A 20,270-nucleotide genomic window follows, 5' to 3' on the forward strand; every position below is an offset into this window, starting at 1 on the left:
AACCGCATCTCTTCAGGGTCCCGGTCGTTTGGACATACGTGCACGCATACGACACTCCACCCCCTCGCCGAACCTCCTTCGTCTCCGTTCCGTCAGCCCGGCTGGCGCAGGACGGGGCCGTGGGGGGTTCGGCCACGCCCATCTACGACATGCTCTACGCGGAATGGGTCAAGTCCTTCCGCACGCTGCCGGGGGACCGCAGCGGGGAGGAGGGGCTGAGGTTCAGTCCCTTCGGTGAACTCCCAGGCGTGACAGGCTCGTACGGGGGTCCACGGGCGGGGTCGTTCAGCAGCTCGTACAGCGCCTACAGCGCCGGGGCCTACAGCGCGCGGCAGCAGTCGCAGTGGCAGCGGATCGGCACGATCGGGCGGCCCCACCCGCACGACACCGGGATGCACTACGTCGCCCCGGCCCTGCCGCCGGGACCGCGCCAGGGCGCGTGAGGTACGGCAAGGGCGGCCCCCCGGCCTTCTCGGTCGGGGGGCCGCCCTTGCCGTACGGCGGTTACTTCTTCTTCTGGCCGCGCTTCTCGCGCACCCGCACCGAGATGTGGATCGGGGTGCCCTCGAAGCCGAACTCCTCGCGCAGCCGGCGCTCGATGAAGCGGCGGTAGCCCGCCTCGATGAAGCCGGAGGCGAAGAGGACGAAGCGCGGGGGCTTGGTCCCGGCCTGGGTGCCGAACAGGATGCGGGGCTGCTTGCCGCCGCGGACCGGGTGCGGGTGGGCCGAGACCAGTTCGCCGAGGAAGGCGTTCAGCCGGCCCGTGGGGACGCGGGTCTCCCAGCCGGCGAGGGCGGTCTCGATCGCCGGGACCAGCTTCTCCATGTGCCGGCCGGTGCGCGCCGAGACGTTCACCCGCGGGGCCCAGGCGACCTGGCCCAGCTCGGTCTCGATCTCGCGCTCCAGGTAGTAGCGGCGCTCCTCGTCGAGGGTGTCCCACTTGTTGAAGGCGAGGACGACCGCGCGGCCCGCCTCGACGGCCATGGTGACGATCCGCTGGTCCTGCACGGAGATGTTCTCGGAGGCGTCGATCAGGATGACCGCGACCTCGGCCTTCTCCACGGCGGCCGCCGTGCGCAGCGAGGCGTAGTAGTCGGCGCCCTGCTGGAGGTGGACGCGCTTGCGGATGCCGGCGGTGTCCACGAACTTCCAGGTGACGCCGCCGAGTTCGATCAGCTCGTCGACCGGGTCGCGGGTGGTGCCCGCCAGTTCGTTGACGACGACGCGCTCCTCGCCGGCGACCTTGTTCAGCAGGGAGGACTTGCCGACGTTCGGGCGGCCGATGAGCGCGATGCGTCGGGGGCCGCCGATCGCGGTGCCGAAGCCCTGCGCGGGCGCCTCGGGCAGCGCCTCCAGGACGGCGTCCAGCATGTCGCCGGTGCCGCGGCCGTGCAGCGCGGAGACGGGGTGCGGCTCGCCGAGGCCGAGGTTCCACAGGTAGGCCGCGTCGGCCTCGCCGCTCGGGCCGTCGACCTTGTTGGCGCACAGCACGACCGGCTTGCCGGCCTTGCGCAGCAGCCGGACGACCGCCTCGTCGGTGTCGGTCGCGCCGACCTTGGCGTCCACGACGAAGACGACCGCGTCGGCCGCCTCGATCGCGTACTCGGCCTGGGCGGCGACGGAGGCGTCGATGCCGAGGACGTCCTGCTCCCAGCCGCCGGTGTCGACGACCTTGAAGCGGCGCCCGGCCCACTCGGCCTCGTAGGTGACGCGGTCGCGGGTGACACCGGGCTTGTCCTCGACGACGGCCTCGCGGCGGCCGATGATCCGGTTCACCAGGGTCGACTTGCCGACATTGGGGCGGCCGACGACGGCGAGCACGGGCAGCGGGCCGTGGCCCGCCGCCTCGATGGCGCCCTCGACGTCCTCGACGTCGAAGCCCTCTTCCGCGGCGAGCTCCATGAACTCCGCGTACTCGGCGTCGCCGAGAGCCCCGTGGTCGTACTCGTGCGCGTCCTCGTACGCGGCCGAGCCGTCGGGCTGGATGTCGTCGTTCATGAAGTCCGTACCTCGTCGTTCATTCGTGGTGATCGGTGGACCGGCCCAGCCTGGGCTGATCCACTACTCAAGTGTCACCTAGCGCCCGGTCAGGCGCCTGGCGTTTTCCAGGTGGCTGGTGAGCTGCTTCTGGATGCGCTCGGTCGCCTCGTCCAGCGCCTTGCGCGTGCGCCGCCCACTGCCGTCGCCCGCGTCGAACGGGTCGCCGAAGACGACGTCGACACGGGAGCGCAGCGGGGGCAGCGCCTTTATCAGCCGGCCGGGCGTCTTTGCGCTTCCCAGTACGGCGATGGGCACGATCGGCGCCCCGCTGCGTACGGCGAAGTAGGCGAGCCCGGCGCGCAGCGAGGCGAAGTCGCCCTCGCCCCGGGTGCCCTCCGGGAAGATGCCCAGCACGCCGCCGGCCTCCAGCACGCCGAGCGCGCGGGTGATGGCGGTGCGGTCGGCGGTGGTGCGGTCCACCTTCAGCTGGCCGATGCCGGTCAGGAAGGAGCCCAGCGGGCCGACGAACGCCTCCTGCTTGATCAGGAAGTGCGTCGGCCGGGGTGCCACGCCCATGACCATCGGGCCGTCGACGTTGTGGGAGTGGTTCACCGCGAAGATCACCGGGCCGGCGGCCGGCACCTTCCAGGCGCCGAGCACCCGCGGCTTCCACAGCCCGTACATCAGGCCGACGCCGATGCGCCGCCCGACCTCGGCGCCCCTTACGGAGGGAACCGGCTCGCTCACTTCCCCGCCCGCTTCTCCTCGACCAGGGTGACGACGCACTCGACGACCTGGGCGAGGGTCAGCTCGGTGGTGTCCACCTCGACCGCGTCGTCCGCCTTGGCGAGCGGCGAGGTCTTGCGCGAGGAGTCGGCCGCGTCCCGCTTGATCAGCGCCTCACGGGTGGCGTGGACGTCGGAGCCCTTCAGCTCGCCGCTGCGGCGGGCCGCGCGGGCCTCCGGGGAGGCGGTGAGGAAGATCTTCAGGTCGGCGTCGGGCAGGACGGTCGTACCGATGTCCCGGCCCTCGACCACGATGCCCCGCTCCGCGCCGCCGGCGATCGAGCGCTGGAGCTCGGTGATCAGGGTGCGCACCTCGGGCACCGCGCTCACCGCGCTGACCTTGGAGGTGACCTCCTGGGTGCGGATCGGGCCGGCCACGTCCACGCCGTCGACCGTGATGGTCGGCTTGTCCGGGTCGGTGCCGGAGACGATCTCCGGCTTGCCGGCCACGGCGGCGACGGCGGTCGGGTCCTCCAGGTCGATGCCGTTGGTCACCATCCACCAGGTGATCGCCCGGTACTGGGCGCCGGTGTCCAGGTAGCTCAGACCGAGCTGGGCGGCCACGGCCTTCGACGTGCTCGACTTGCCCGTGCCGGAGGGGCCGTCGATCGCGACGATCACGGGCTTGGCGGTCGGGGCGGCGCCGTTTTCCACGGAGGGACACCTTCCTGGTGCGGTGCGGGCGGGGTGCGGGGAGCGAGTGCGCCCTGCACAAGGTTACTGGGTGCGGGTCACTCGTCCGGACGCGCGCGCCCGCTACTGCCGCAGCGCCCAGCCGCGCTCCCGCAGCGCGGCGCTCAGCACCGGTACCGCCTTGGGCTCCACCATCAGCTGCACCAGACCGGCCTGCTGTCCCGTCGCGTGCTCGATGCGGACGTCCTCGATGTTGACCCGGGCCGCTCCCGCGTCCGCGAAGATCCGGGCCAGCTGTCCCGGCTGGTCGTCGATCAGGACCGCCACGACCTCGTAGACCCGCGGCGCGGACCCGTGCTTGCCGGGCACCCGCACCCGGCCGGCGTTGCCGCGGCGCAGCACGTCCTCGATGCCGGCGGTGCCCTCGTGCCGCTTGGCGTCGTCGGAGGACTGGAGGGCGCGCAGGGCCTCGACGGTCTCGTCCAGGTCGGCGGCGACGTCGGCGAGCAGGTCGGCGACCGGTCCGGGGTTGGCGGACAGGATGTCGATCCACATGCCCGGGTCGGAGGCCGCGATCCGGGTCACGTCCCGGATGCCCTGCCCGCACAGCCGTACGGCGGCCTCCTCGGCGTGCTCCAGGCGGGCGGCGACCATGCTGGACACCAGCTGGGGCATGTGGGAGACGAGGGCGACGGCGCGGTCGTGGGCGACGGCGTCCATGACGACCGGCACGGCCCGGCAGTGCGAGACCAGCTCCAGGGCGAGGTTCAGCACCTCGGTGTCGGTGTCCCGGGTCGGGGTGAGCACCCAGGGGCGGCCCTCGAAGAGGTCGGGGGTCGCGGCCAGCGGGCCCGACTTCTCCCGGCCGGACATGGGGTGGCTGCCGATGTACGCCGACAGGTCCAGGCCGAGCGCCTCCAGCTCGCGGCGCGGGGCGCCCTTGACGCTGGCCACGTCGAGGTAGCCGCGGGCCACGCCGCGGCGCATGGCGTCGGCGAGCACGGCGGCGACGTGGGCGGGCGGGGCGGCGACGATCGCGAGGTCGACGGGTCCGTCGGGGGCCTCGTCGGTGCCGGCGCCCAGCGCGGCGGCCGTGCGGGCCTGGCCGGGGTCGTGGTCGGCGAGGTGGACGGTGACGCCGCGCTGGGTGAGGGCCAGGGCGGCGGAGGTGCCGATGAGGCCGGTGCCGATGACGAGTGCGCTTCTCACTGGGCGATGTCCTTGCGCAGGGCGGCCGCGGCGCCGAGGTAGACGTGCGCGATGGCGGCGCGCGGCTTGTCGGACTCGACGTGGGCGAGGACCCGGACGACCCGGGGCATGGCACCGGCGACGTCCAGTTCCTGGGCGCAGATCAGGGGTACGTCGGCGAAGTGGCTGCCGAGCCCCCGGGCGGCGGCGGCCGGGAAGTCGCTGTGCAGGTCGGGGGTGGCCGTGAACCAGATGCTGATCAGGTCGTCGGCGGTCAGTTCGTTGCGCTCCAGGATGGCGGTGAGCAGGGCTGCGACCTGCTCGTCCATGTGCGCGGCCTCGTCCCGCTCCAGTTGGACGGCCCCACGGACCGCTCGTACCGCCACGGCGCTGCTCCTTGCTGACATGCGGATCTGTTGTTGGTCCGTCCAGCGTAGTCAGCCCGTGCGGGCCCAGCGCGCGGCGCCCGATCACTGAGACGATGCGAAGCGTCCGGGATATCCCGGTTCCGACGTCGGTACGGAGGGCGGCATGGCCGAGGGTGCGAAGCGGCGCACGGTTCTGGTGACGGGGGCGGCGGTACTGACCGTGCCCCTCGTGGCCTGCGGCGGCAAGAGCTCCGGGAGCGGTGGCCGGACGCTGGGCGACACCGGTGAGATCCCGGAGGGCGGCGGCAAGATCTTCAAGGAGCAGAAGGTCGTCGTCACACAGCCGGCCAAGGGCGACTTCAAGGCCTTCTCGGCGATCTGCACGCACCTGGGCTGCACGGTGAGCCGGGTCGCCGACGGCACCATCGACTGCCCGTGCCACGGCAGCAGGTTCCACATCGCCGACGGCACGGTGGCCCACGGCCCCGCGAAGAGGCCGCTGCCGCCGAAGTCGATCAAGGTGAGCGGAAATTCGATCCGTCTGACGTGAGGGGCCCGCGTACGCTCCGGGCATGCGGCCGACCGACCTCGTGCGCGAGCACACGATCTACGCCTGTGTCATGGGTTCCCGCGCCTTCGGCCTGGCCACGGACGCGAGCGACACCGACCGGCAGGGGGTGTTCCTCGCCCCCACCCCCCTGTTCTGGCGGTTCGAGAAGCCGCCGACGCATGTCGAGGGGCCGGGCGAGGAGCAGTTCTCCTGGGAGCTGGAGCGGTTCTGCGAGCTGGCGCTGCGCGGCAACCCGAACATCCTGGAGTGCCTGCACTCCCCGCTGGTGGAGCACGTGGACGACACCGGCCGGGAGCTGCTGTCCCTGCGCGGCGCCTTCCTCTCCCGCCGGGCGTACGACACCTTCACGCGCTACGCCCTCGGCCAGCGCAGGAAGCTCGACGCCGACGTGCGCACGACGGGCGCTCCGCGCTGGAAGCACGCCATGCATCTGCTGCGGCTGCTGACGAGCGCGCGGGACCTGCTGCGCACCGGCGAGCTGCGCATCGACGTCGGCGAGCGGCGCGAGGCGCTGCTCGCGGTCAGGCGCGGCGAGGTCCCCTGGCCGGAGGTCGAGGCCCGGATGGCCCGGCTGGCGGCGGAGACGGAAGAGGCCCTGCTCCGCACGCCGCTGCCTGCGGAGCCGGACGGCGCCCGGGTGTCCGACTTCCTCTTCCGCACCCGCCGCGCCTCCGCACTCACCGGACTGCCCTAGGGGGTGCGGTCAGCTCTCCAGTCGCACGCGGATCACGAAGTCGTGCAGGGCGTCGTGGGCGTCGTGCGCGTCGGGGAGGGCCGAGGTGGCCTGGACCTCGTCGAGGACGGCGTGCAGCCGCTCCACATCGGCCTCCACGCGCGCGTGCGCGATGTCTTCGGCCTTCCCGTGCTCCCGTTCCCGCTTGGCGGCTATCAGCTCGGGCAGATAGCCGGGCGCGTCGATCTCGTCCAGCAGGGTGGGCAGATGGGCCTGGACCCGGCCGCTGCGCATGAGGTGGATGCCGGTGAGCAGCACGCGGAACGTGTAGAGCAGCGGCTTGAGTTCGCCGGTCTTCTCGAACAGCCGCCACTGGGTCACCGCGAACCCCCGGTAGTGGTGGGCGTGGTGGCTGGTGAGGACGGCGGGCGCCAGCGCGGCCAGCTCCCGGTGCGGGTCGCCGGTGTGCACGACCAGGGGCGAGAGCAGCTGCTCCAGCACATAGCCGTTGCGGCGGAGCATCAGCCGTACGAACTTGCGCAGGTCGTGGGTGACGAGGTCCAGCTCGACGCCGTAGCGCACCCAGGCCCGCGAGCGGGTCTCCGCCGGCTCGCGCAGGCCGACGAGGTCGGCGACGGGGAGCAGATGGACGCCGCGCAGGTCCACGTCGGAGTCCTGCGAGGGGAAGCCGTAGAGATGGGCTCCGGAGACGGTCGCGAACAGCACCGGGTCGGGCTGTTCCGCGACCACGGGCGCGAGGTCGAGGTCGAGGTCTTCGATCATGGACTCAAGCGTCCCAGAGCGCTCCCGGCTCCGACAGGCCGCCTCGGTTCGGACCCACGACCACCGCCGCCCCCGCCGGCCGTCACTGTGACGGCGGACGGGGGCGGTGGTCAGGTCATGGCAGGGCGATTGCGGGGTCGGCCTAGAGGTCGACTTCCTTCATCAGCATGCCGACCTCGGTGTTGGACAGCCGGCGCAGCCAGCCCGACTTCTGGTCGCCCAGGGTGATCGGGCCGAAGGCGGTGCGCACGAGCTTCTCGACCGGGAAGCCGGCCTCGGCCAGCATGCGGCGCACGATGTGCTTGCGGCCCTCGTGCAGGACGACCTCGACCAGGTAGTTCTTGCCGGTCTGCTCCACGACCCGGAAGTGGTCCGCGCGCGCGTAGCCGTCCTCCAGCTGGATGCCGTCCTTCAGGCGCTTGCCCAGGTCGCGCGGGATCGGGCCCACGATGGCGGCGAGGTAGGTCTTCTTCACGCCGTACTTCGGGTGCGTGAGACGGTGCGCCAGCTCGCCGTGGTTGGTGAGCAGGATGACACCCTCGGTCTCGGTGTCCAGCCGGCCGACGTGGAAGAGCCGCGTCTCACGGTTGGTGACGTAGTCGCCGAGGCACTGGCGTCCCTCCGGGTCCTCCATGGTGGAGACGACACCGGCGGGCTTGTTGAGCGAGAAGAACTGGTACGACTGCGTCGCGACCGTCAGGCCGTCGACCCTGACCTCGTCCTTCTCGGGGTCGACCCGCTTGCCCTGCTCCAGCACGATCTCGCCGTTGACCTCGACGCGCGCCTGCTCGATCAGCTCCTCGCAGGCCCGCCGGGAGCCGTAGCCCGCACGCGCGAGGACCTTCTGCAGCCGCTCGCCCTCCTGCTCGGCGCCCGGGAAGGTCTTGGGCGGCTTGACGTCCTTCTTGCCCGCGTACCGCTCGCGGTTGCGCTCCTCGGCCCGCGCCTCGTACTCACGGGAGGTGCCGGGCGCCGTACGGCCGCGCTGCGGCTGGGCCTTCTTCGGGCCGCCCTTGGCACCGCCGCGGGCCGCGCCGCCGCGCCCGGACTTGGGGCCCTCCTGGGAGGCGCCGGGGCCCACGTCGTAGCGGCGCTCCTCGGGGCGGGGCTTGCGGGGACGGCCCTGCCCCTGCCGCTCGTCCCGGTTGTTGCCGGCGCCGCGGTGGTTACCGCGCCCGCCCTGCCCGCCACTCTTGCCGCTGCCGCTGCTTCGCATCAAAGTTCCGTCTTAGTCGTCTGCGTCCTCTACGCCGGGCGCGTCGGGCGCGTCCGGGTCGAACGACGGGACTCCCTCCTGGGTCTCGGCCTCGATCGCCTCCGCCTCCGGGAGGAAGGGCGCGAGCTCCGGAAGCTCGTCCAGGCCGCGCAGGCCCATCCGCTCCAGGAAGTAGTTCGTCGTCCTGTACAGGATCGCACCTGTTTCGGGTTCCGCGCCCGCCTCCTCGACCAGACCGCGCTGGAGCAGGGTGCGCATCACACCGTCGCAGTTGACCCCGCGGACGGCGGAGACGCGGCTGCGGCTGACCGGCTGGCGGTAGGCGACGACCGCGAGGGTCTCCAGCGCAGCCTGGGTGAGCCGGGCGGTCTGGCCGTCCAGGACGAGCCGCTCGACGGCCGGCGCGTACTCCGCGCGCGTGGAGAAGCGCCAGCCGCCCGCGACGAACCGCAGCTCGAAGCCGCGCCCCTGGACGTCGTACTCGTCGGCCAGCTCCCGGAGCGCGTCGGCGATCTGCCGTCGCGGCCGCTCCAGCAGCTTCGCCAGGTGCTCCTCGGTCGCGGGCTCGTCGACGACCATGAGCATGGCCTCCAGGGCGGGTTTGAGGCCGAGGTCGGCGACGGTCCGCAGCCCGGCCGGGACCTCGGCGGTCTCCTCGCTCATGCCTTCTTCTCCTCCTCGGGCGGCTCGGGCCGCCGGTCGAACTCGTCGGTGACCATCGGCGCCGTGTCGGTGTCCCCGCCGGTCCAGCGCACGATCAGCTCCCCGAGCGCGGTCTCCTGCTCCAGGGCGACGGCCTTCTCGCGGTACAGCTCCAGCAGGGCGAGGAAGCGGGCGACGACGGTGAGGGTGTCGTCGGTGTCCTCGACCAGGGTCCGGAAGCCGGCCTCGCCCAGCTCCCGCAGCCGGGCGACCACGATCCGGGCCTGCTCCTGCACGCTGACCAGCGGTGCGTGGATGTGGTCGACGTAGACCTGCGGCTTGGGCTTCGGCTGCATCGCCTTGACCGCGAGCCTGGCGAAGCCCTCGGGGCCGATGCTGATGACGACCTCGGGCAGCAGCTCGGCGTACTGGGGTTCCAGGCCGACGGTACGGGGGTACCGGCGGGCCTCCTCGTCGAGGCGCGCGTTGAAGATGTCCGCGATCCGCTTGTAGGCGCGGTACTGGAGCAGCCGCGCGAACAGCAGGTCCCGGGCCTCCAGCAGCGCCAGGTCGCCCTCGTCCTCGACCTCGGCGGCGGGCAGCAGCCGGGCCGCCTTCAGATCGAGCAGCGTGGCCGCCACGACGAGGAACTCGGTCGTCTGGTCCAGGTCCCAGTCCGGCCCCATGGCGCGGATGTGCGCCATGAACTCGTCGGTGACCTTCGACAGGGCGACCTCGGTGACGTCCAGCTTGTGCTTGGAGATGAGCTGGAGGAGGAGGTCGAAGGGGCCCTCGAAGTTGGCGAGGCGGACCTTGAAGACGCCGTCAGGGGCTTCTTCGGGTGCCGGCGCCGGTGGCGGGGAGGTCGGCGGCGGGGCGACCTGCACCGACGCGTCCGGGTGAGTGTCCGGGTGGTCCTCCGGCGGTGCCGCGATCGGCTCGGTGTGCTCGGCCGGTGCGGCACCCGGCCCGCGTCCCAGCACACGCCGCCGTCCGGCGGCCGGGCCGGAGGCGGACGCGGGGGCGGGAACGTCGGGCGAGGTCATGGCCCCCGCAGGCTACCCCTACCGTCCCCGCAGCCGTCGTACGAGGATGCTCGCGTCCCCGCGGGATTCCAGGTCGGCCAGGACCACGGCCACCGCCTCGCGGACGATGCGCCCGCGGTCCACCGCCAGCCCGTGCTCGCCGCGGAGCACCAGGCGGGCGTGCTCCAGGTCCATCAGTTCCTCGGCGGACACGTACACCGTGATCTTCTCGTCGTGCCGCTCGCGTCCGCTGGGCCGCCGGTTCGGCGCCCGCCCCCGCTTGCGCGGCTGGGCGTCGGCAGAACCTTCCTGCGTGCCCTGCCGTCGCGCCGGCCGGGTGCGGGACTCGCCGGACTCGCCCCGTTCGACCTCCGCGGCGACGTGCTCCGCGCCCTCGCCGTCACCGCCCTGGACCGGCACCGACTGCGGTGCGTCCTCGGCGGCGACGTCGTCGCTCTCCGCCGCGGGGGACGGCACCCGGGCCTCACCGTTCGCTGGGCGGCGGGGAGTCGACGGCTGAAGCGCCGTCCCCCCTGTCGTACGGAAGAGTTCGTCGGCCCCGGGCAGACTCACTCGGCGTGACACCGGGCGAGCACCTCCCTGGCGAGTTGGCGATAGGCGGCGGCACCGACGGAGTTGGAGGCGTAGGTGGTGATCGGCTCACCGGCGACCGTGGTCTCCGGGAAGCGGACCGTGCGGCCGATGACCGTGTGGTAGACGTGGTCGTCGAACGCCTCGACCACCCGGGCCAGGACCTCGCGGCTGTGGACCGTGCGCGAGTCGTACATCGTGGCCAGGATGCCGTCCAGCTCCAGGTCGGGGTTGAGCCGCTCCTGGACCTTCTCGATGGTCTCGGTCAGCAGGGCCACACCGCGCAGGGCGAAGAACTCGCACTCCAGCGGCACGATCACCTTGTGAGCGGCCGTCAGGGCGTTCACGGTGAGCAGGCCGAGCGAGGGCTGACAGTCGATCACGATGTAGTCGTAGTCGTCCATCAGCGGCTTCAGGGCGCGCTGGAGCGTGGACTCGCGGGCGACCTCGGAGACCAGCTGGACCTCTGCGGCCGACAGGTCGATGTTGGAGGGCAGCAGGTCCATGTTGGGGACCGCCGTCTTCAGCAGGACCTCGTCCGCCGACATGCCCCGCTCCATGAGCAGGTTGTAGACGGTCAGGTCCAGCTCCATCGGATTGACGCCGAGTCCCACCGACAGCGCGCCCTGCGGGTCGAAGTCCACGAGCAGCACGCGCCGGCCGTACTCCGCGAGCGCGGCACCCAGGTTGATGGTCGACGTCGTCTTGCCGACGCCGCCCTTCTGGTTGCACATCGCGATGATCTTCGCGGGGCCGTGGTCGGTCAGCGGGCCCGGGATCGGGAAGTACGGCAGCGGGCGTCCGGTCGGACCGACGCGCTCACGGCGCTGGCGGGCCGCGTCGGGCGCGAGCGTGGCCGCGTACTCCGGATCGGGCTCGTACTCGGCGTCGGGGTCGTAGAAGTGCCCCTCGGGCACTTCGTCGTAGTCGGCGAGGTGGTTGTGGGGCGCGCCACTTCCGTCGCCGGCCATGGCGTTCACGTGATGGCCATCCATGCTCTGGTGTGCTCTCCGGGTCACCTGCGGAACCGGACTCTGGTGGGCTGCGAAGGTGCGCACTGCGACGGAGCCGACAGCCTCGAATCCCGTGGGCCCCTGGCCCTGTGCCGGCATTCCTGGTTGACCACCCCCGGGAGAAAATGTCGACTCATTCACAAGTCGTCTTACCTCCTTGGTGACCAGGGAACTTCTAGACAAGGTCAGCGTGGCACCATGCCGACGGTTGGCGACTCTATGGCGTGTCGGCGGTCCGCAGCAACACAATCCGCCGGACCCGGCACGATGTGTCGGCAATGAAACATCTCGCTGTCAAGGGCGTACGGCCGTCGCACAGCAGGTTTCACCGGTGTACGAATCGGTCGAAGGGTTACGTTCGAGGCGAGTTGACCGAGAGCCGCAAAGTGACCATACACACATCCGGCCGGACCTTGTCGGGCAAGGTCCGGCCGGGTGCGTGCCGTTGACACGCCTTGTTGACGTATCGCCTTTACGAAAAGGTGACTTAGCCGAGCAGCGAGGCCAGCTCGACGTGCTCCAGGCCGTGGGCGTCCGCGACCTCCTTGTAAACGACCTTGCCGTCATGGGTGTTGAGACCCTTGGCGAGCGCGGCGTCGCGGCGCAGCGCCTCGACCCAGCCGTTGTTCGCGAGCGAGACGATGTACGGCAGCGTCGCGTTGGTGAGGGCGTTGGTGGAGGTGTTGGGCACCGCGCCGGGCATGTTGGCGACGCAGTAGAAGACCGAGTTGTGCACCTTGAAGGTCGGCTCGGCGTGGGTCGTCGGGTGGGAGTCCTCGAAGCAGCCGCCCTGGTCGATCGCGATGTCGACAAGAACACTTCCGGGCTTCATGCGGGCCACCAGCTCGTTGGTGACGAGCTTCGGGGCCTTGGCGCCCGGGATGAGGACGGCGCCGATGACGAGGTCGGCGTCCAGGACGGCCTTCTCCAGCTCGAAGGCGTTGGACATGATCGCCTTCACCTTGGTGCCGAAGACCTTGTCGGCCTCGCGCAGCTTGTTGATGTCGCGGTCGAGCAGGGTCACGTCGAAGCCCATGCCGACGGCGACCTGCGTGGCGTTCCAGCCCGAGACACCGCCGCCGATGACGACGGCCTTGGCCGGGGTCACGCCCGGGACGCCGCCGGGGAGCACACCGCGGCCGGCGTTCGGGGCCATCAGGTGGTAGGCGCCGACCTGCGGGGCGAGGCGGCCCGCGACCTCGGACATCGGGGCGAGCAGCGGCAGCGCGCGGTTCGGCAGCTCGACCGTCTCGTAGGCGATGGCCGTGGTGCCGGACTCGACGAGCGCGTCCGTGCACTCCTTGGAGGCGGCCAGGTGCAGGTAGGTGAAGAGGATCTGGTCCTTGCGCAGGCGGTGGTACTCCTCCGCGATGGGCTCCTTGACCTTCAGCAGCAGCTCGGCGGCGGCCCAGACCTCGTCGGCGGTGTCGAGGATCGCGGCACCTGCGGAGACGTACTCCTCGTCCGTGATCGAGGAGCCGAGGCCGGCACCCCGCTCGATGACGACCTGGTGGCCGTTGCGCACCAGCTCGTGCACACCGGCGGGGGTGATGGCCACCCGGAACTCGTTGTTCTTGACCTCGCGGGGGATGCCGACCTTCACGTCGATCACGGTCCTTGGCTCAGAGGGTATGGGGGGGCGTTACAAGACATACCCAGGCATGCGGGGGCACACCGGGAGACACCGCAGGAGAACGTGCGGCAGAGCCAGTTTAATGAAGGTGTTCTGCGTGTCTAGCCTTTCATTGCATCAATCTTCACTGGATGGACTACGGATTTCGCAGGCGTTCCTGTCCTGTTCCGCCCTTGTGTCGTCCTCGGTGCCGTCCTGCGGGGCCTCCTCACCCAGCATGCGCTCGGCCGCCGCGCGGTGCAGTCGGGCGGCCGTGGGGTCGCCGAGATGCTCCAGCGTGTCGGCGAGCCGGAGCTGGAGCGCGGCCTGCAGCCGGACGTCCTCGGCGCGGCGCGCCCACTCCGCCGCCTCCTGGCAGGTGCGCAGCGATTCCTCGAAGCGTCCGGCGTACTCCTGCACCCGGGCCAGCTCGCTCAACGCCCGTGCGTGGGCGGCGACATCACCGCCCTTGCGGTACCCGGCGACGGCCGCCCGCCAGTTCCTGAGACCCTCGCCGTAGCGGCCCGCGTAGGTGTGGGCGGTGGCGATCCGGCCGTACAGCCGGGCGGCCTGCTCGCGCTCGCCCCGGGCCAGCCGCTCGGCCAGGGCCCGGCCGAACCAGTCGGCGGCCCGGTCGTGGTCCCCCAGCTCCTGGTACGCCCCGCCTACGGATTCCATCGCGCGGCCGGTCGCGTACGGGTCGTTCGCTTCGCGTCCGGCCGCCAGCGCCAGCCGGTAGCGGGCCAGCGCGTCCCGGGTGCGGCCGGTCTGCGCGTCCACGTCGCCCAGGTTCAGCAGCGCGGCGGCCTTCTCCCGGGGCAGCCCGCGCCGCTCGGCGACATCGAGGACGAGGCTGTGCAGGCCGTACAGGTCGGCCGCGGCGGCCTGGGTGCCCTCGTGCGCCACCAGGGCCCTGACCAGCTGGGACATCAGCCGCCGGGCGAGCGTGTCCAGCTCGCCGTCGGCCACCGCGAGCCGGGCGGAGGCGAGCAGGGCGGGCCGGCGGATGCGCAGCCAGTCGGCGGCGGCCCGGGGGTTGGGGAAGCGCACCTCGCGGGGCATGGCGTTCAGCTTCTCGCGGGCCTGCGCGCTGTCCGTCTCGGTGATCGCCCGGCACGCCTGGAGCAGCCGTACCGTCCGCTCCAGCATCCGGGCCCGGGCCAGCTGGAGCTCCGCGGGCCGCTCCTGGCTCCGGGCGAGGGCCCACAGCAGCGGGTGCAGCCAGCCGGGGACCTCGTACTGCGGCAGCGGCGAGTCCGCCGCGCGCAGCAGGCCGAGGGCGACGAGGTCGTCCAGGACGGCGCGGGCGGCGCCGACCGAGCAGCCCGCGAGCGCGGAGGCGGTGTGCGGGTCGGCCAGGCCGGCCGGGGCGAGCGCGAGCAGCCGCAGGATCCGGGCGGCCGGGGCGGACAGCTCGTCGTACACAAGCCGCAGGACCCGGGCGGGCGGGCTGGCGTCCATGGCGTCGTCGGCGCCGGCGTGCAGCCGTTTGGCCAGGTCGGAGACGGCGGCCTGGGGTCGGGCGGCGAGCCAGCCGCCGGCCAGCACCAGCGCGGCCGGGTGGCCCTGGCAGGCCTCGGCGAGGCTCTCGGCGGCGCGCGGGTCGACGGTGATGCGGACCGCGCCGGTGTAGCGGGTGAGCAGTTCCACCGCGGACTTGGTGTCGAGGCCGCCGACGGTGCAGGGGCGGACGTCCGCGATGCCGGTGAGCGGGCCCTGGGAGACGGCCACGACCAGGCAGTCCGGGGAGTCCGGCAGCAGCGCGTCGACCTGCTCGGCGCCGGCCGCGTCGTCCAGGAGCAGCAGGGTGCGCCGGTCGGTGAGGGCGGTGCGCAGCGCCTCGGTCAGCTCGTCCTCGGCGGCGCCGGGCGGGGCCGGCCGGTCCAGCGCGGCGAGCAGGTCGCGGGCGGTGCGCTCGACCGGGACGGGGGTGCCGTCGGGCTCGCCGAGCCGGGCGCGCAGCACCCCGTCGGGGTAGCGGCGGGCGATCTGGCGGACGAGTTTCTCGGCGAGCGCGGTCCGGCCCGAGCCGGGGCGGCCCGCGATCAGGAGCACGCGCGCGCGAGGGGCCTTGCGGCCGGCGAGGGTGTCCAGGCCCGCGCGCTCGATGTCGGCGCGCAGCTCCTTCAACTCCCGTGTGCGCCCCAGGAAATAGTCTTCCGTGACCTCGTGCGCCGGTCGCCCCACGCCGCCTGCGTCCACCGCCTGATCCGTCACGGGCCACACTCCCGTCCCACCGCACGCGCAAGCCCGCCGGATCTTCCGAGACAGGCGTGAAAAGCCTAGTTCACGCTCTCTGACGTGCGGTGAGGAGCGCGGCGCACAGATCGCTCGATCGGATCAGGCGATCGTCACACCACCGAGCCGAACGGGTGGCTCAGGAGGTGAAGGGCCGGGCGGGCCAGGGGGCGTCGGCCGGGCGCAGGGCGTCGAGACCGTCGCCGCCGCGGGCCGCCACCAGCGAGAGCACGCCCACGACCAGGCAGTTGTTGTGCACGTCGCCGGCCAGGACACGGCGCACCAGCTCGTCGACCGGCACGCGCGCGTACTCCATGTCGGTCTCCTCGTGCTCGGTCTCGAACCGCTCGCCCTCGGCCTCCGCCAGCTCCCGCGCGAGGAAGACCCGTACGGCCTCGTCGCAGCCGCCGGGGGTGGTGTACACGTCGGTCAGCACCCGCCAGTCCTCGGCCTTGACGTGCGCCTCCTCGTACAGCTCGCGCTGGGCCGCGTGCAGCGGGTTCTCGCCGGGGACGTCGAGCAGGCCGGCCGGGATCTCCCACAGCTTGTGCCGCACGGGGTGGCGGTACTGGTTGATCAGCAGGACCCGGTCCTCCTCGTCCAGGGCGAGGACGGCGACCGATCCGGGGTGGACCTGGTAGTCACGGCGGACGACCGAGCCGTCGGGCATGACCACGTCGTCCGTGCGCACGGAGGTCTTGTTGCCCACGAAGGGGGTGTCCGTCGCCCGGATCTCCCACTCCTCGGGACTGTCCTTGATCGTCATGCCCTGTCCTTCCCCACATGCGCCGGCGGCCGGGGCGCGAGCGTGCTGGACACACGCGCCCCGGCCACCGTACAGCTCCTGTGCTACTTCGCGATCTTCCGCTCGACCGCGGCCTTCACCAGCCCGGCGAAGAGCGGGTGCGGGCGCGTCGGCCGGGACCGCAGCTCCGGGTGCGCCTGGGTGGCGACCAGGTAGGGGTGCGCGTCACGGGGGTACTCGACGTACTCGACGAGCTTGCCGTCCGGCGACGTGCCGGAGAACAGGATCCCGGCCTTCTTCTCCAGTTCCGCGCGGTAGGCGTTGTTGACCTCGTAGCGGTGGCGGTGGCGCTCCTCGACGTACTCCTTGCCGTCGTAGACCTCGCGCACGATGGAGCCCTCGGCCAGCTTGGCCGGGTACATGCCGAGCCGCATGGTGCCGCCCATGTCGCCCTCGCCGGCGACGATGTCCATCTGCTCGGCCATGGTGGAGATGACCGGGTGGGCGGTGGCGGGGTCGAACTCGGTGGAGTTGGCGTCGGGGATGTCGGCCAGGTTGCGGGCGGCCTCGATCACGATGCACTGCAGGCCCAGGCACAGGCCGAGCAGCGGGATCCTGTTCTCGCGGGCGAACCTGATCGCGCCGACCTTGCCGAGCACACCGCGGTCGCCGAAGCCGCCGGGGATGCAGATGCCGTCGACGTCTCCGAGCTGGGCCTTGGCGCCGGCCGGGGTCTTGCAGTCGTCGGAGGTGACCCACTTGATCTTCACGCGGGCCTTGTTGGCGAAGCCGCCGGCGCGCAGGGCCTCGGTGACCGACAGATAGGCGTCGGGCAGGTCGATGTACTTGCCGACCAGGGCGAGGGTGATCTCGTGGTCGGGGTTGTGGACGCGGTCCAGCAGGTCGTCCCAGGTCGTCCAGTCCACGTCACGGAAGGGCAGGTCGAGCTTGCGCACGACGTAGGCGTCCAGGCCCTCGGTGTGCACGACCTTCGGGATGTCGTAGATGGAGCGGGCGTCGGGGCAGGCCACGACGGCGGCCTCGTCCACGTCGCACATCAGGGAGATCTTGCGCTTGATGGCGGTGGGGACCTCGCGGTCGCAGCGCAGCACGATCGCGTCGGGCTGGATGCCGATGTTGCGCAGCGCGGCCACGGAGTGCTGGGTGGGCTTGGTCTTCAGCTCGCCCGAGGGGCCGATGTAGGGCAGCAGCGAGATGTGGACCACGAAGACGTTGTCGCGGCCGACCTCGTGGCGGACCTGGCGGACGGTCTCCAGGAAGGGCAGGGACTCGATGTCGCCGACGGTGCCGCCGACCTCGGTGATGACGACGTCGACCTCGTCCGTCGCCATGCGCCGGATGCGGTGCTTGATCTCGTTGGTGATGTGCGGGATGACCTGCACGGTGTCACCGAGGTACTCGCCGCGGCGCTCCTTGGCGATCACGGTGGAGTAGACCTGGCCTGTAGTGACGTTGGCGGTGCCGTCCAAGTCACGGTCCAGGAACCGCTCGTAGTGTCCGATGTCGAGGTCGGTCTCGGCACCGTCGTTGGTGACGAAGACCTCACCGTGCTGGAAGGGGTTCATCGTGCCCGGATCGACGTTCAGATACGGATCCAGCTTCTGCATCACGACGCGCAGCCCGCGGGCCTTGAGCAGCATGCCCAGGCTGGAGGCGGTGAGGCCCTTGCCGAGCGAGGAGGCGACACCCCCGGTGACGAAGATGTGCTTGGTCGTCGTGGATTTCGGCGGCATGGCCAAGAGGGGGCTCCCGTGGTCGCTGGCTTTCGTGCGGTGCGGCTGCCGGGCCCGGACATCGCTGTGCTTCCGGGTGGGGGCGCCGCCGCTGCGGTTCGGGGGAGCCCGTCTGTCTTCCTTCGGGTCCCACCGGTCCACGGGCTACCAGGGTATCAGCGCCCGGAGGAGATGGCTTCCGGCCACGCTCCGCACCGGCGCGGACACGGCCCGGCCCGCCGCGGGTGCCCGCACGGGGCCGGCCGACGGGTCTCCACCACGTCCGCCACACGTGTCACCACAAAAACGTGCCGGTCACATCGTCATCACCCGCTGCTCACTCGTTCGGCCCACACGGGTTGCCCGGAGCGGCACGCAGATCATCTGGCTGCGTCGTATCCTGCTCGGACATTCGCTGCCGAGCCAGGCCGGAACGACGGCACACCCCCGCCGATATCCACCGGAACAACGAGCGCGCGGCAGTTCGTTGAGCAAGGACCGTCGTTTTGCCTCAGGGCTCGGCGGGCTGCTTTGCTTCACCGCTCAACGACGCACAACAACGACCCCTTGACCGCATCAGCGACAGCCCCCTGCGCGGGGGCGTGACGTGGCCGTTCGACTGGAGTTGCACGTGGCCGGGCGCATCGAAGACTACGCACTCATCGGAGACATGCAGACCGCGGCACTGGTCTGCCGGGACGGCACGGTGGACTGGCTGTGCCTGCCCCGCTTCGACTCGCATGCCATCTTCGCCGGCCTGCTGGGCACCGAGGAGCACGGCTTCTGGCGGCTCGGCCCGGCGCACGCGGCCGACGCGACGCCGCCGGTCGCCGCCCGGCGCGGCTACCGCGGCGACTCGCTGATCCTGGAGTCCGAGTGGGACACCCCGCGGGGCACCGTGCGCGTGACCGACTTCATGCCGCCGCGTGACGGCGCGCCGCAGCTGATCCGGATCGTCGAGGGCGTCACCGGCCGGGTGCCGATGCGCTCCGCCCTGCGGATGCGGTTCTCCTACGGCCGGGTGGTGCCCTGGGTGCACAGGAACGAGGGCCGTACGGTGGCCGTCGCGGGCCCGGACTCGGTGTGGTTCGACACCGAGGCGGAGACCTACGGAAAGTCGCTGACGACGTACGCCGACTTCACGGTCGCCCCCGGTGACCGGATCGCCTTCACCATCTCGTGGCAGCCCTCGCACCGGGAGCCGCCGCCGCTGCCGGAGCCGGAGACGTCGCTGGAGGCGGCGGAGGAGTTCTGGCGCGAGTGGGTGGACCACTGCACGTACCACGGGCCGTACCGCGAAGCGGTGATCCGCTCCCTGATCACGCTGAAGGCGCTGACGTACGCCCCGACCGGCGGCATCGTCGCGGCCCCGACGACCTCCCTGCCCGAGGACATCGGCGGCGTGCGCAACTGGGACTACCGCTACACCTGGCTGCGCGACGCCGCGATCACCCTGTCGTCGCTGCTGCGCACCGGCTACCGCGAGGAGGCCCGCGCCTGGCGCGAGTGGCTGCTGCGCGCGGTCGCGGGCGACCCGGAGAACCTGCAGATCATGTACGGCATCGCCGGTGAGCGCGAGCTCGGCGAGGCCGAGCTGGACTGGCTGCCCGGCTACGAGAAGTCCGCCCCGGTCCGGGTCGGCAACGGCGCGGCGCACCAGCTCCAGCTGGACGTGTACGGCGAGGTCACCGAGGCCCTGCACCTGGCCCACATGACGGGTCTGGCCCGCAACGACTACGCCTCGCTGCTCCAGCTGAAGCTCATCCGCTACCTGGAGGACCACTGGCAGGAGCCGGACGAGGGCATCTGGGAGGTGCGCGGCCCGCGCCGGCACTTCGTGCACTCCAAGGTGATGGCCTGGGTCGCCGTCGACCGCACGATCAAGCTGATCGAGTCCGGCGACGCGGACGGCCCGCTGGAGCGCTGGAAGGAACTGCGCGACGACATCCACCGGGACGTGTGCGAGAAGGGCTACGACAAGGAGCGCAACACCTTCACGCAGTCCTACGGCTCCCAGGAGCTGGACGCCTCGCTGCTGCTGATCCCGCAGATGGGCTTCCTGCCGCCGGACGACAAGCGGGTGATCGGCACGATCGAGGCGATCCAGCGCGAGCTGTCCACCCCGGACGGGTTCATCCTGCGCTACCCGACCTCGGGCGGCGACGAGGGCGTCGACGGCCTGCCCGGCGACGAGGGCGCCTTCCTGGCCTGCTCGTTCTGGATGGCCGACGACCTGGCGATGATCGGCCGCGTCGACGAGGCCCGCAAGCTGTTCGAGAAGCTCCTCGCGCTGCGCAACGACCTCGGCCTGCTCGCCGAGGAGTGGGACCCGCGCCTGCAGCGCCAGGTCGGCAACTTCCCGCAGGCCTTCAGCCACGTGCCGCTGATCGACACGGCACTGCGGTTGACGGCTTCGGGGGCGTACGGAGGCTGAGCGCGACCCGGTGACCGGCCCCGCCTAGGCTGAAAACCGA

The 20,270-nt window shown here is 71.7% G+C and carries 19 protein-coding genes; 4 read left to right on the plus strand and 15 right to left on the minus strand.

All coding sequences use genetic code 11. The features are described 5' to 3' along the window. The first annotated feature begins 38 nt into the window (after positions 1-38). On the plus strand, positions 39-443 hold the full coding sequence (locus AC4OXY_RS15190) for a hypothetical protein (RefSeq protein WP_071382313.1): 405 nt from the start codon (positions 39-41) through the stop codon (positions 441-443). Between the two features lie 61 nt (positions 444-504). Here AC4OXY_RS15190 and der read toward each other — a convergent pair whose 3' ends face one another. The 5 genes from der to aroH all read right to left on the minus strand — a co-directional run bounded on the left by der (position 505) and on the right by aroH (position 4,972). Beyond that, a complete protein-coding gene (der, locus tag AC4OXY_RS15195; protein ID WP_491994064.1) occupies positions 505-1,998 on the minus strand; it encodes a ribosome biogenesis GTPase Der in 1,494 nt (497 codons plus the stop codon). Between the two features lie 78 nt (positions 1,999-2,076). Next, on the minus strand, positions 2,077-2,664 hold the full coding sequence (locus AC4OXY_RS15200) for a lysophospholipid acyltransferase family protein (protein ID WP_356022695.1): 588 nt from the start codon (positions 2,662-2,664) through the stop codon (positions 2,077-2,079). A gap of 59 nt (positions 2,665-2,723) precedes the next feature. After that, the gene (cmk, locus tag AC4OXY_RS15205) at positions 2,724-3,419 is read right to left on the minus strand and encodes a (d)CMP kinase (RefSeq protein ID WP_356022611.1); all 696 of its coding nucleotides are present in this window, start codon (positions 3,417-3,419) and stop codon (positions 2,724-2,726) included. Positions 3,420-3,521: 102 nt separating this feature from the next. Then, the gene (locus AC4OXY_RS15210; RefSeq protein ID WP_356022613.1) at positions 3,522-4,607 is read right to left on the minus strand and encodes a prephenate dehydrogenase; all 1,086 of its coding nucleotides are present in this window, start codon (positions 4,605-4,607) and stop codon (positions 3,522-3,524) included. After that, positions 4,604-4,972: a chorismate mutase gene (aroH, locus tag AC4OXY_RS15215; protein ID WP_071375886.1), complete on the minus strand. Its 369-nt coding sequence runs from the start codon at positions 4,970-4,972 to the stop codon at positions 4,604-4,606. Before aroH ends, AC4OXY_RS15210 begins: the two co-directional genes overlap by 4 nt. Positions 4,973-5,117: 145 nt before the next feature. Here aroH and AC4OXY_RS15220 point away from each other — a divergent pair, with 145 nt between their 5' ends. Both AC4OXY_RS15220 and AC4OXY_RS15225 read left to right on the plus strand, forming a co-directional pair. Next, entirely contained in the window at positions 5,118-5,504 is a 387-nt protein-coding gene (locus AC4OXY_RS15220; RefSeq protein ID WP_356022616.1) for a Rieske (2Fe-2S) protein, read from the plus strand. A gap of 22 nt (positions 5,505-5,526) precedes the next feature. After that, on the plus strand, positions 5,527-6,219 hold the full coding sequence (locus AC4OXY_RS15225; RefSeq protein WP_491994065.1) for a nucleotidyltransferase domain-containing protein: 693 nt from the start codon (positions 5,527-5,529) through the stop codon (positions 6,217-6,219). A 9-nt stretch (positions 6,220-6,228) separates the two neighbouring features. On the opposite strand, the gene AC4OXY_RS15230 is transcribed toward AC4OXY_RS15225, so the two are convergent. The 10 genes from AC4OXY_RS15230 to pyrG all read right to left on the minus strand — a co-directional run bounded on the left by AC4OXY_RS15230 (position 6,229) and on the right by pyrG (position 17,817). Then, entirely contained in the window at positions 6,229-6,981 is a 753-nt protein-coding gene (locus AC4OXY_RS15230; protein WP_356022620.1) for a nucleotidyltransferase domain-containing protein, read from the minus strand. 142 nt (positions 6,982-7,123) lie between these two features. Further along, complete coding sequence (locus AC4OXY_RS15235) at positions 7,124-8,197, minus strand: pseudouridine synthase (RefSeq protein ID WP_356022623.1); 1,074 nt, start codon at positions 8,195-8,197, stop codon at positions 7,124-7,126. Between the two features lie 12 nt (positions 8,198-8,209). Further along, a complete protein-coding gene (gene scpB / locus AC4OXY_RS15240) occupies positions 8,210-8,860 on the minus strand; it encodes an SMC-Scp complex subunit ScpB (RefSeq protein ID WP_356022626.1) in 651 nt (216 codons plus the stop codon). After that, entirely contained in the window at positions 8,857-9,885 is a 1,029-nt protein-coding gene (locus AC4OXY_RS15245; RefSeq protein ID WP_491994066.1) for a segregation and condensation protein A, read from the minus strand. The genes scpB and AC4OXY_RS15245 overlap by 4 nt, the downstream gene beginning before the upstream one ends. An 18-nt stretch (positions 9,886-9,903) precedes the next feature. Beyond that, on the minus strand, positions 9,904-10,449 hold the full coding sequence (locus tag AC4OXY_RS15250; RefSeq protein WP_356022631.1) for a hypothetical protein: 546 nt from the start codon (positions 10,447-10,449) through the stop codon (positions 9,904-9,906). After that, a complete protein-coding gene (locus AC4OXY_RS15255; protein ID WP_356022633.1) occupies positions 10,434-11,567 on the minus strand; it encodes a ParA family protein in 1,134 nt (377 codons plus the stop codon). The genes AC4OXY_RS15250 and AC4OXY_RS15255 overlap by 16 nt, the downstream gene beginning before the upstream one ends. A 388-nt stretch (positions 11,568-11,955) precedes the next feature. Further along, positions 11,956-13,080 (minus strand): alanine dehydrogenase, encoded by a 1,125-nt coding sequence (ald, locus tag AC4OXY_RS15260; RefSeq protein ID WP_362819327.1) that lies wholly within the window; start codon positions 13,078-13,080, stop codon positions 11,956-11,958. Positions 13,081-13,218: 138 nt separating this feature from the next. Beyond that, positions 13,219-15,297, minus strand: coding sequence for a tetratricopeptide repeat protein (locus AC4OXY_RS15265; RefSeq protein ID WP_356022637.1), 2,079 nt, complete (start codon positions 15,295-15,297; stop codon positions 13,219-13,221). Between the two features lie 160 nt (positions 15,298-15,457). Continuing rightward, on the minus strand, positions 15,458-16,084 hold the full coding sequence (locus tag AC4OXY_RS15270) for an NUDIX domain-containing protein (protein ID WP_356022640.1): 627 nt from the start codon (positions 16,082-16,084) through the stop codon (positions 15,458-15,460). A gap of 83 nt (positions 16,085-16,167) precedes the next feature. Beyond that, positions 16,168-17,817 carry a CTP synthase gene (gene pyrG, locus AC4OXY_RS15275; protein WP_071382327.1) on the minus strand — a complete coding sequence of 550 codons (1,650 nt, stop codon included), beginning with the start codon at positions 17,815-17,817 and terminating at the stop codon, positions 16,168-16,170. Positions 17,818-18,427: 610 nt separating this feature from the next. Between pyrG and AC4OXY_RS15280 the strand changes: the two genes are divergently transcribed. Next, positions 18,428-20,230, plus strand: a complete 1,803-nt coding sequence (locus AC4OXY_RS15280) for a glycoside hydrolase family 15 protein (RefSeq protein WP_356022698.1) — start codon at positions 18,428-18,430, stop codon at positions 20,228-20,230. Positions 20,231-20,270 lie beyond the last annotated feature (40 nt).

It is taken from the genome of Streptomyces sp. HUAS MG56, from assembly GCF_058673395.1.

Excerpts from the sequence above, each read along its gene's own strand:
- AC4OXY_RS15230 (WP_356022620.1), bottom strand. The coding sequence starts at position 6,981 with ATGATCGAAGACCTCGACCTCGACCTCGCGCCCGTGGTCGCGGAACAG.
- pyrG (WP_071382327.1), bottom strand. The coding sequence starts at position 17,817 with ATGCCGCCGAAATCCACGACGACCAAGCACATCTTCGTCACCGGGGGT.
- AC4OXY_RS15255 (WP_356022633.1), bottom strand. The coding sequence starts at position 11,567 with ATGCCGGCACAGGGCCAGGGGCCCACGGGATTCGAGGCTGTCGGCTCC.
- AC4OXY_RS15270 (WP_356022640.1), bottom strand. The coding sequence starts at position 16,084 with ATGACGATCAAGGACAGTCCCGAGGAGTGGGAGATCCGGGCGACGGAC.
- der (WP_491994064.1), bottom strand. The coding sequence starts at position 1,998 with ATGAACGACGACATCCAGCCCGACGGCTCGGCCGCGTACGAGGACGCG.
- AC4OXY_RS15200 (WP_356022695.1), bottom strand. The coding sequence starts at position 2,664 with ATGTACGGGCTGTGGAAGCCGCGGGTGCTCGGCGCCTGGAAGGTGCCG.
- AC4OXY_RS15245 (WP_491994066.1), bottom strand. The coding sequence starts at position 9,885 with ATGACCTCGCCCGACGTTCCCGCCCCCGCGTCCGCCTCCGGCCCGGCC.
- AC4OXY_RS15235 (WP_356022623.1), bottom strand. The coding sequence starts at position 8,197 with ATGCGAAGCAGCGGCAGCGGCAAGAGTGGCGGGCAGGGCGGGCGCGGT.
- scpB (WP_356022626.1), bottom strand. The coding sequence starts at position 8,860 with ATGAGCGAGGAGACCGCCGAGGTCCCGGCCGGGCTGCGGACCGTCGCC.
- AC4OXY_RS15225 (WP_491994065.1), top strand. The coding sequence starts at position 5,527 with ATGCGGCCGACCGACCTCGTGCGCGAGCACACGATCTACGCCTGTGTC.
- AC4OXY_RS15220 (WP_356022616.1), top strand. The coding sequence starts at position 5,118 with ATGGCCGAGGGTGCGAAGCGGCGCACGGTTCTGGTGACGGGGGCGGCG.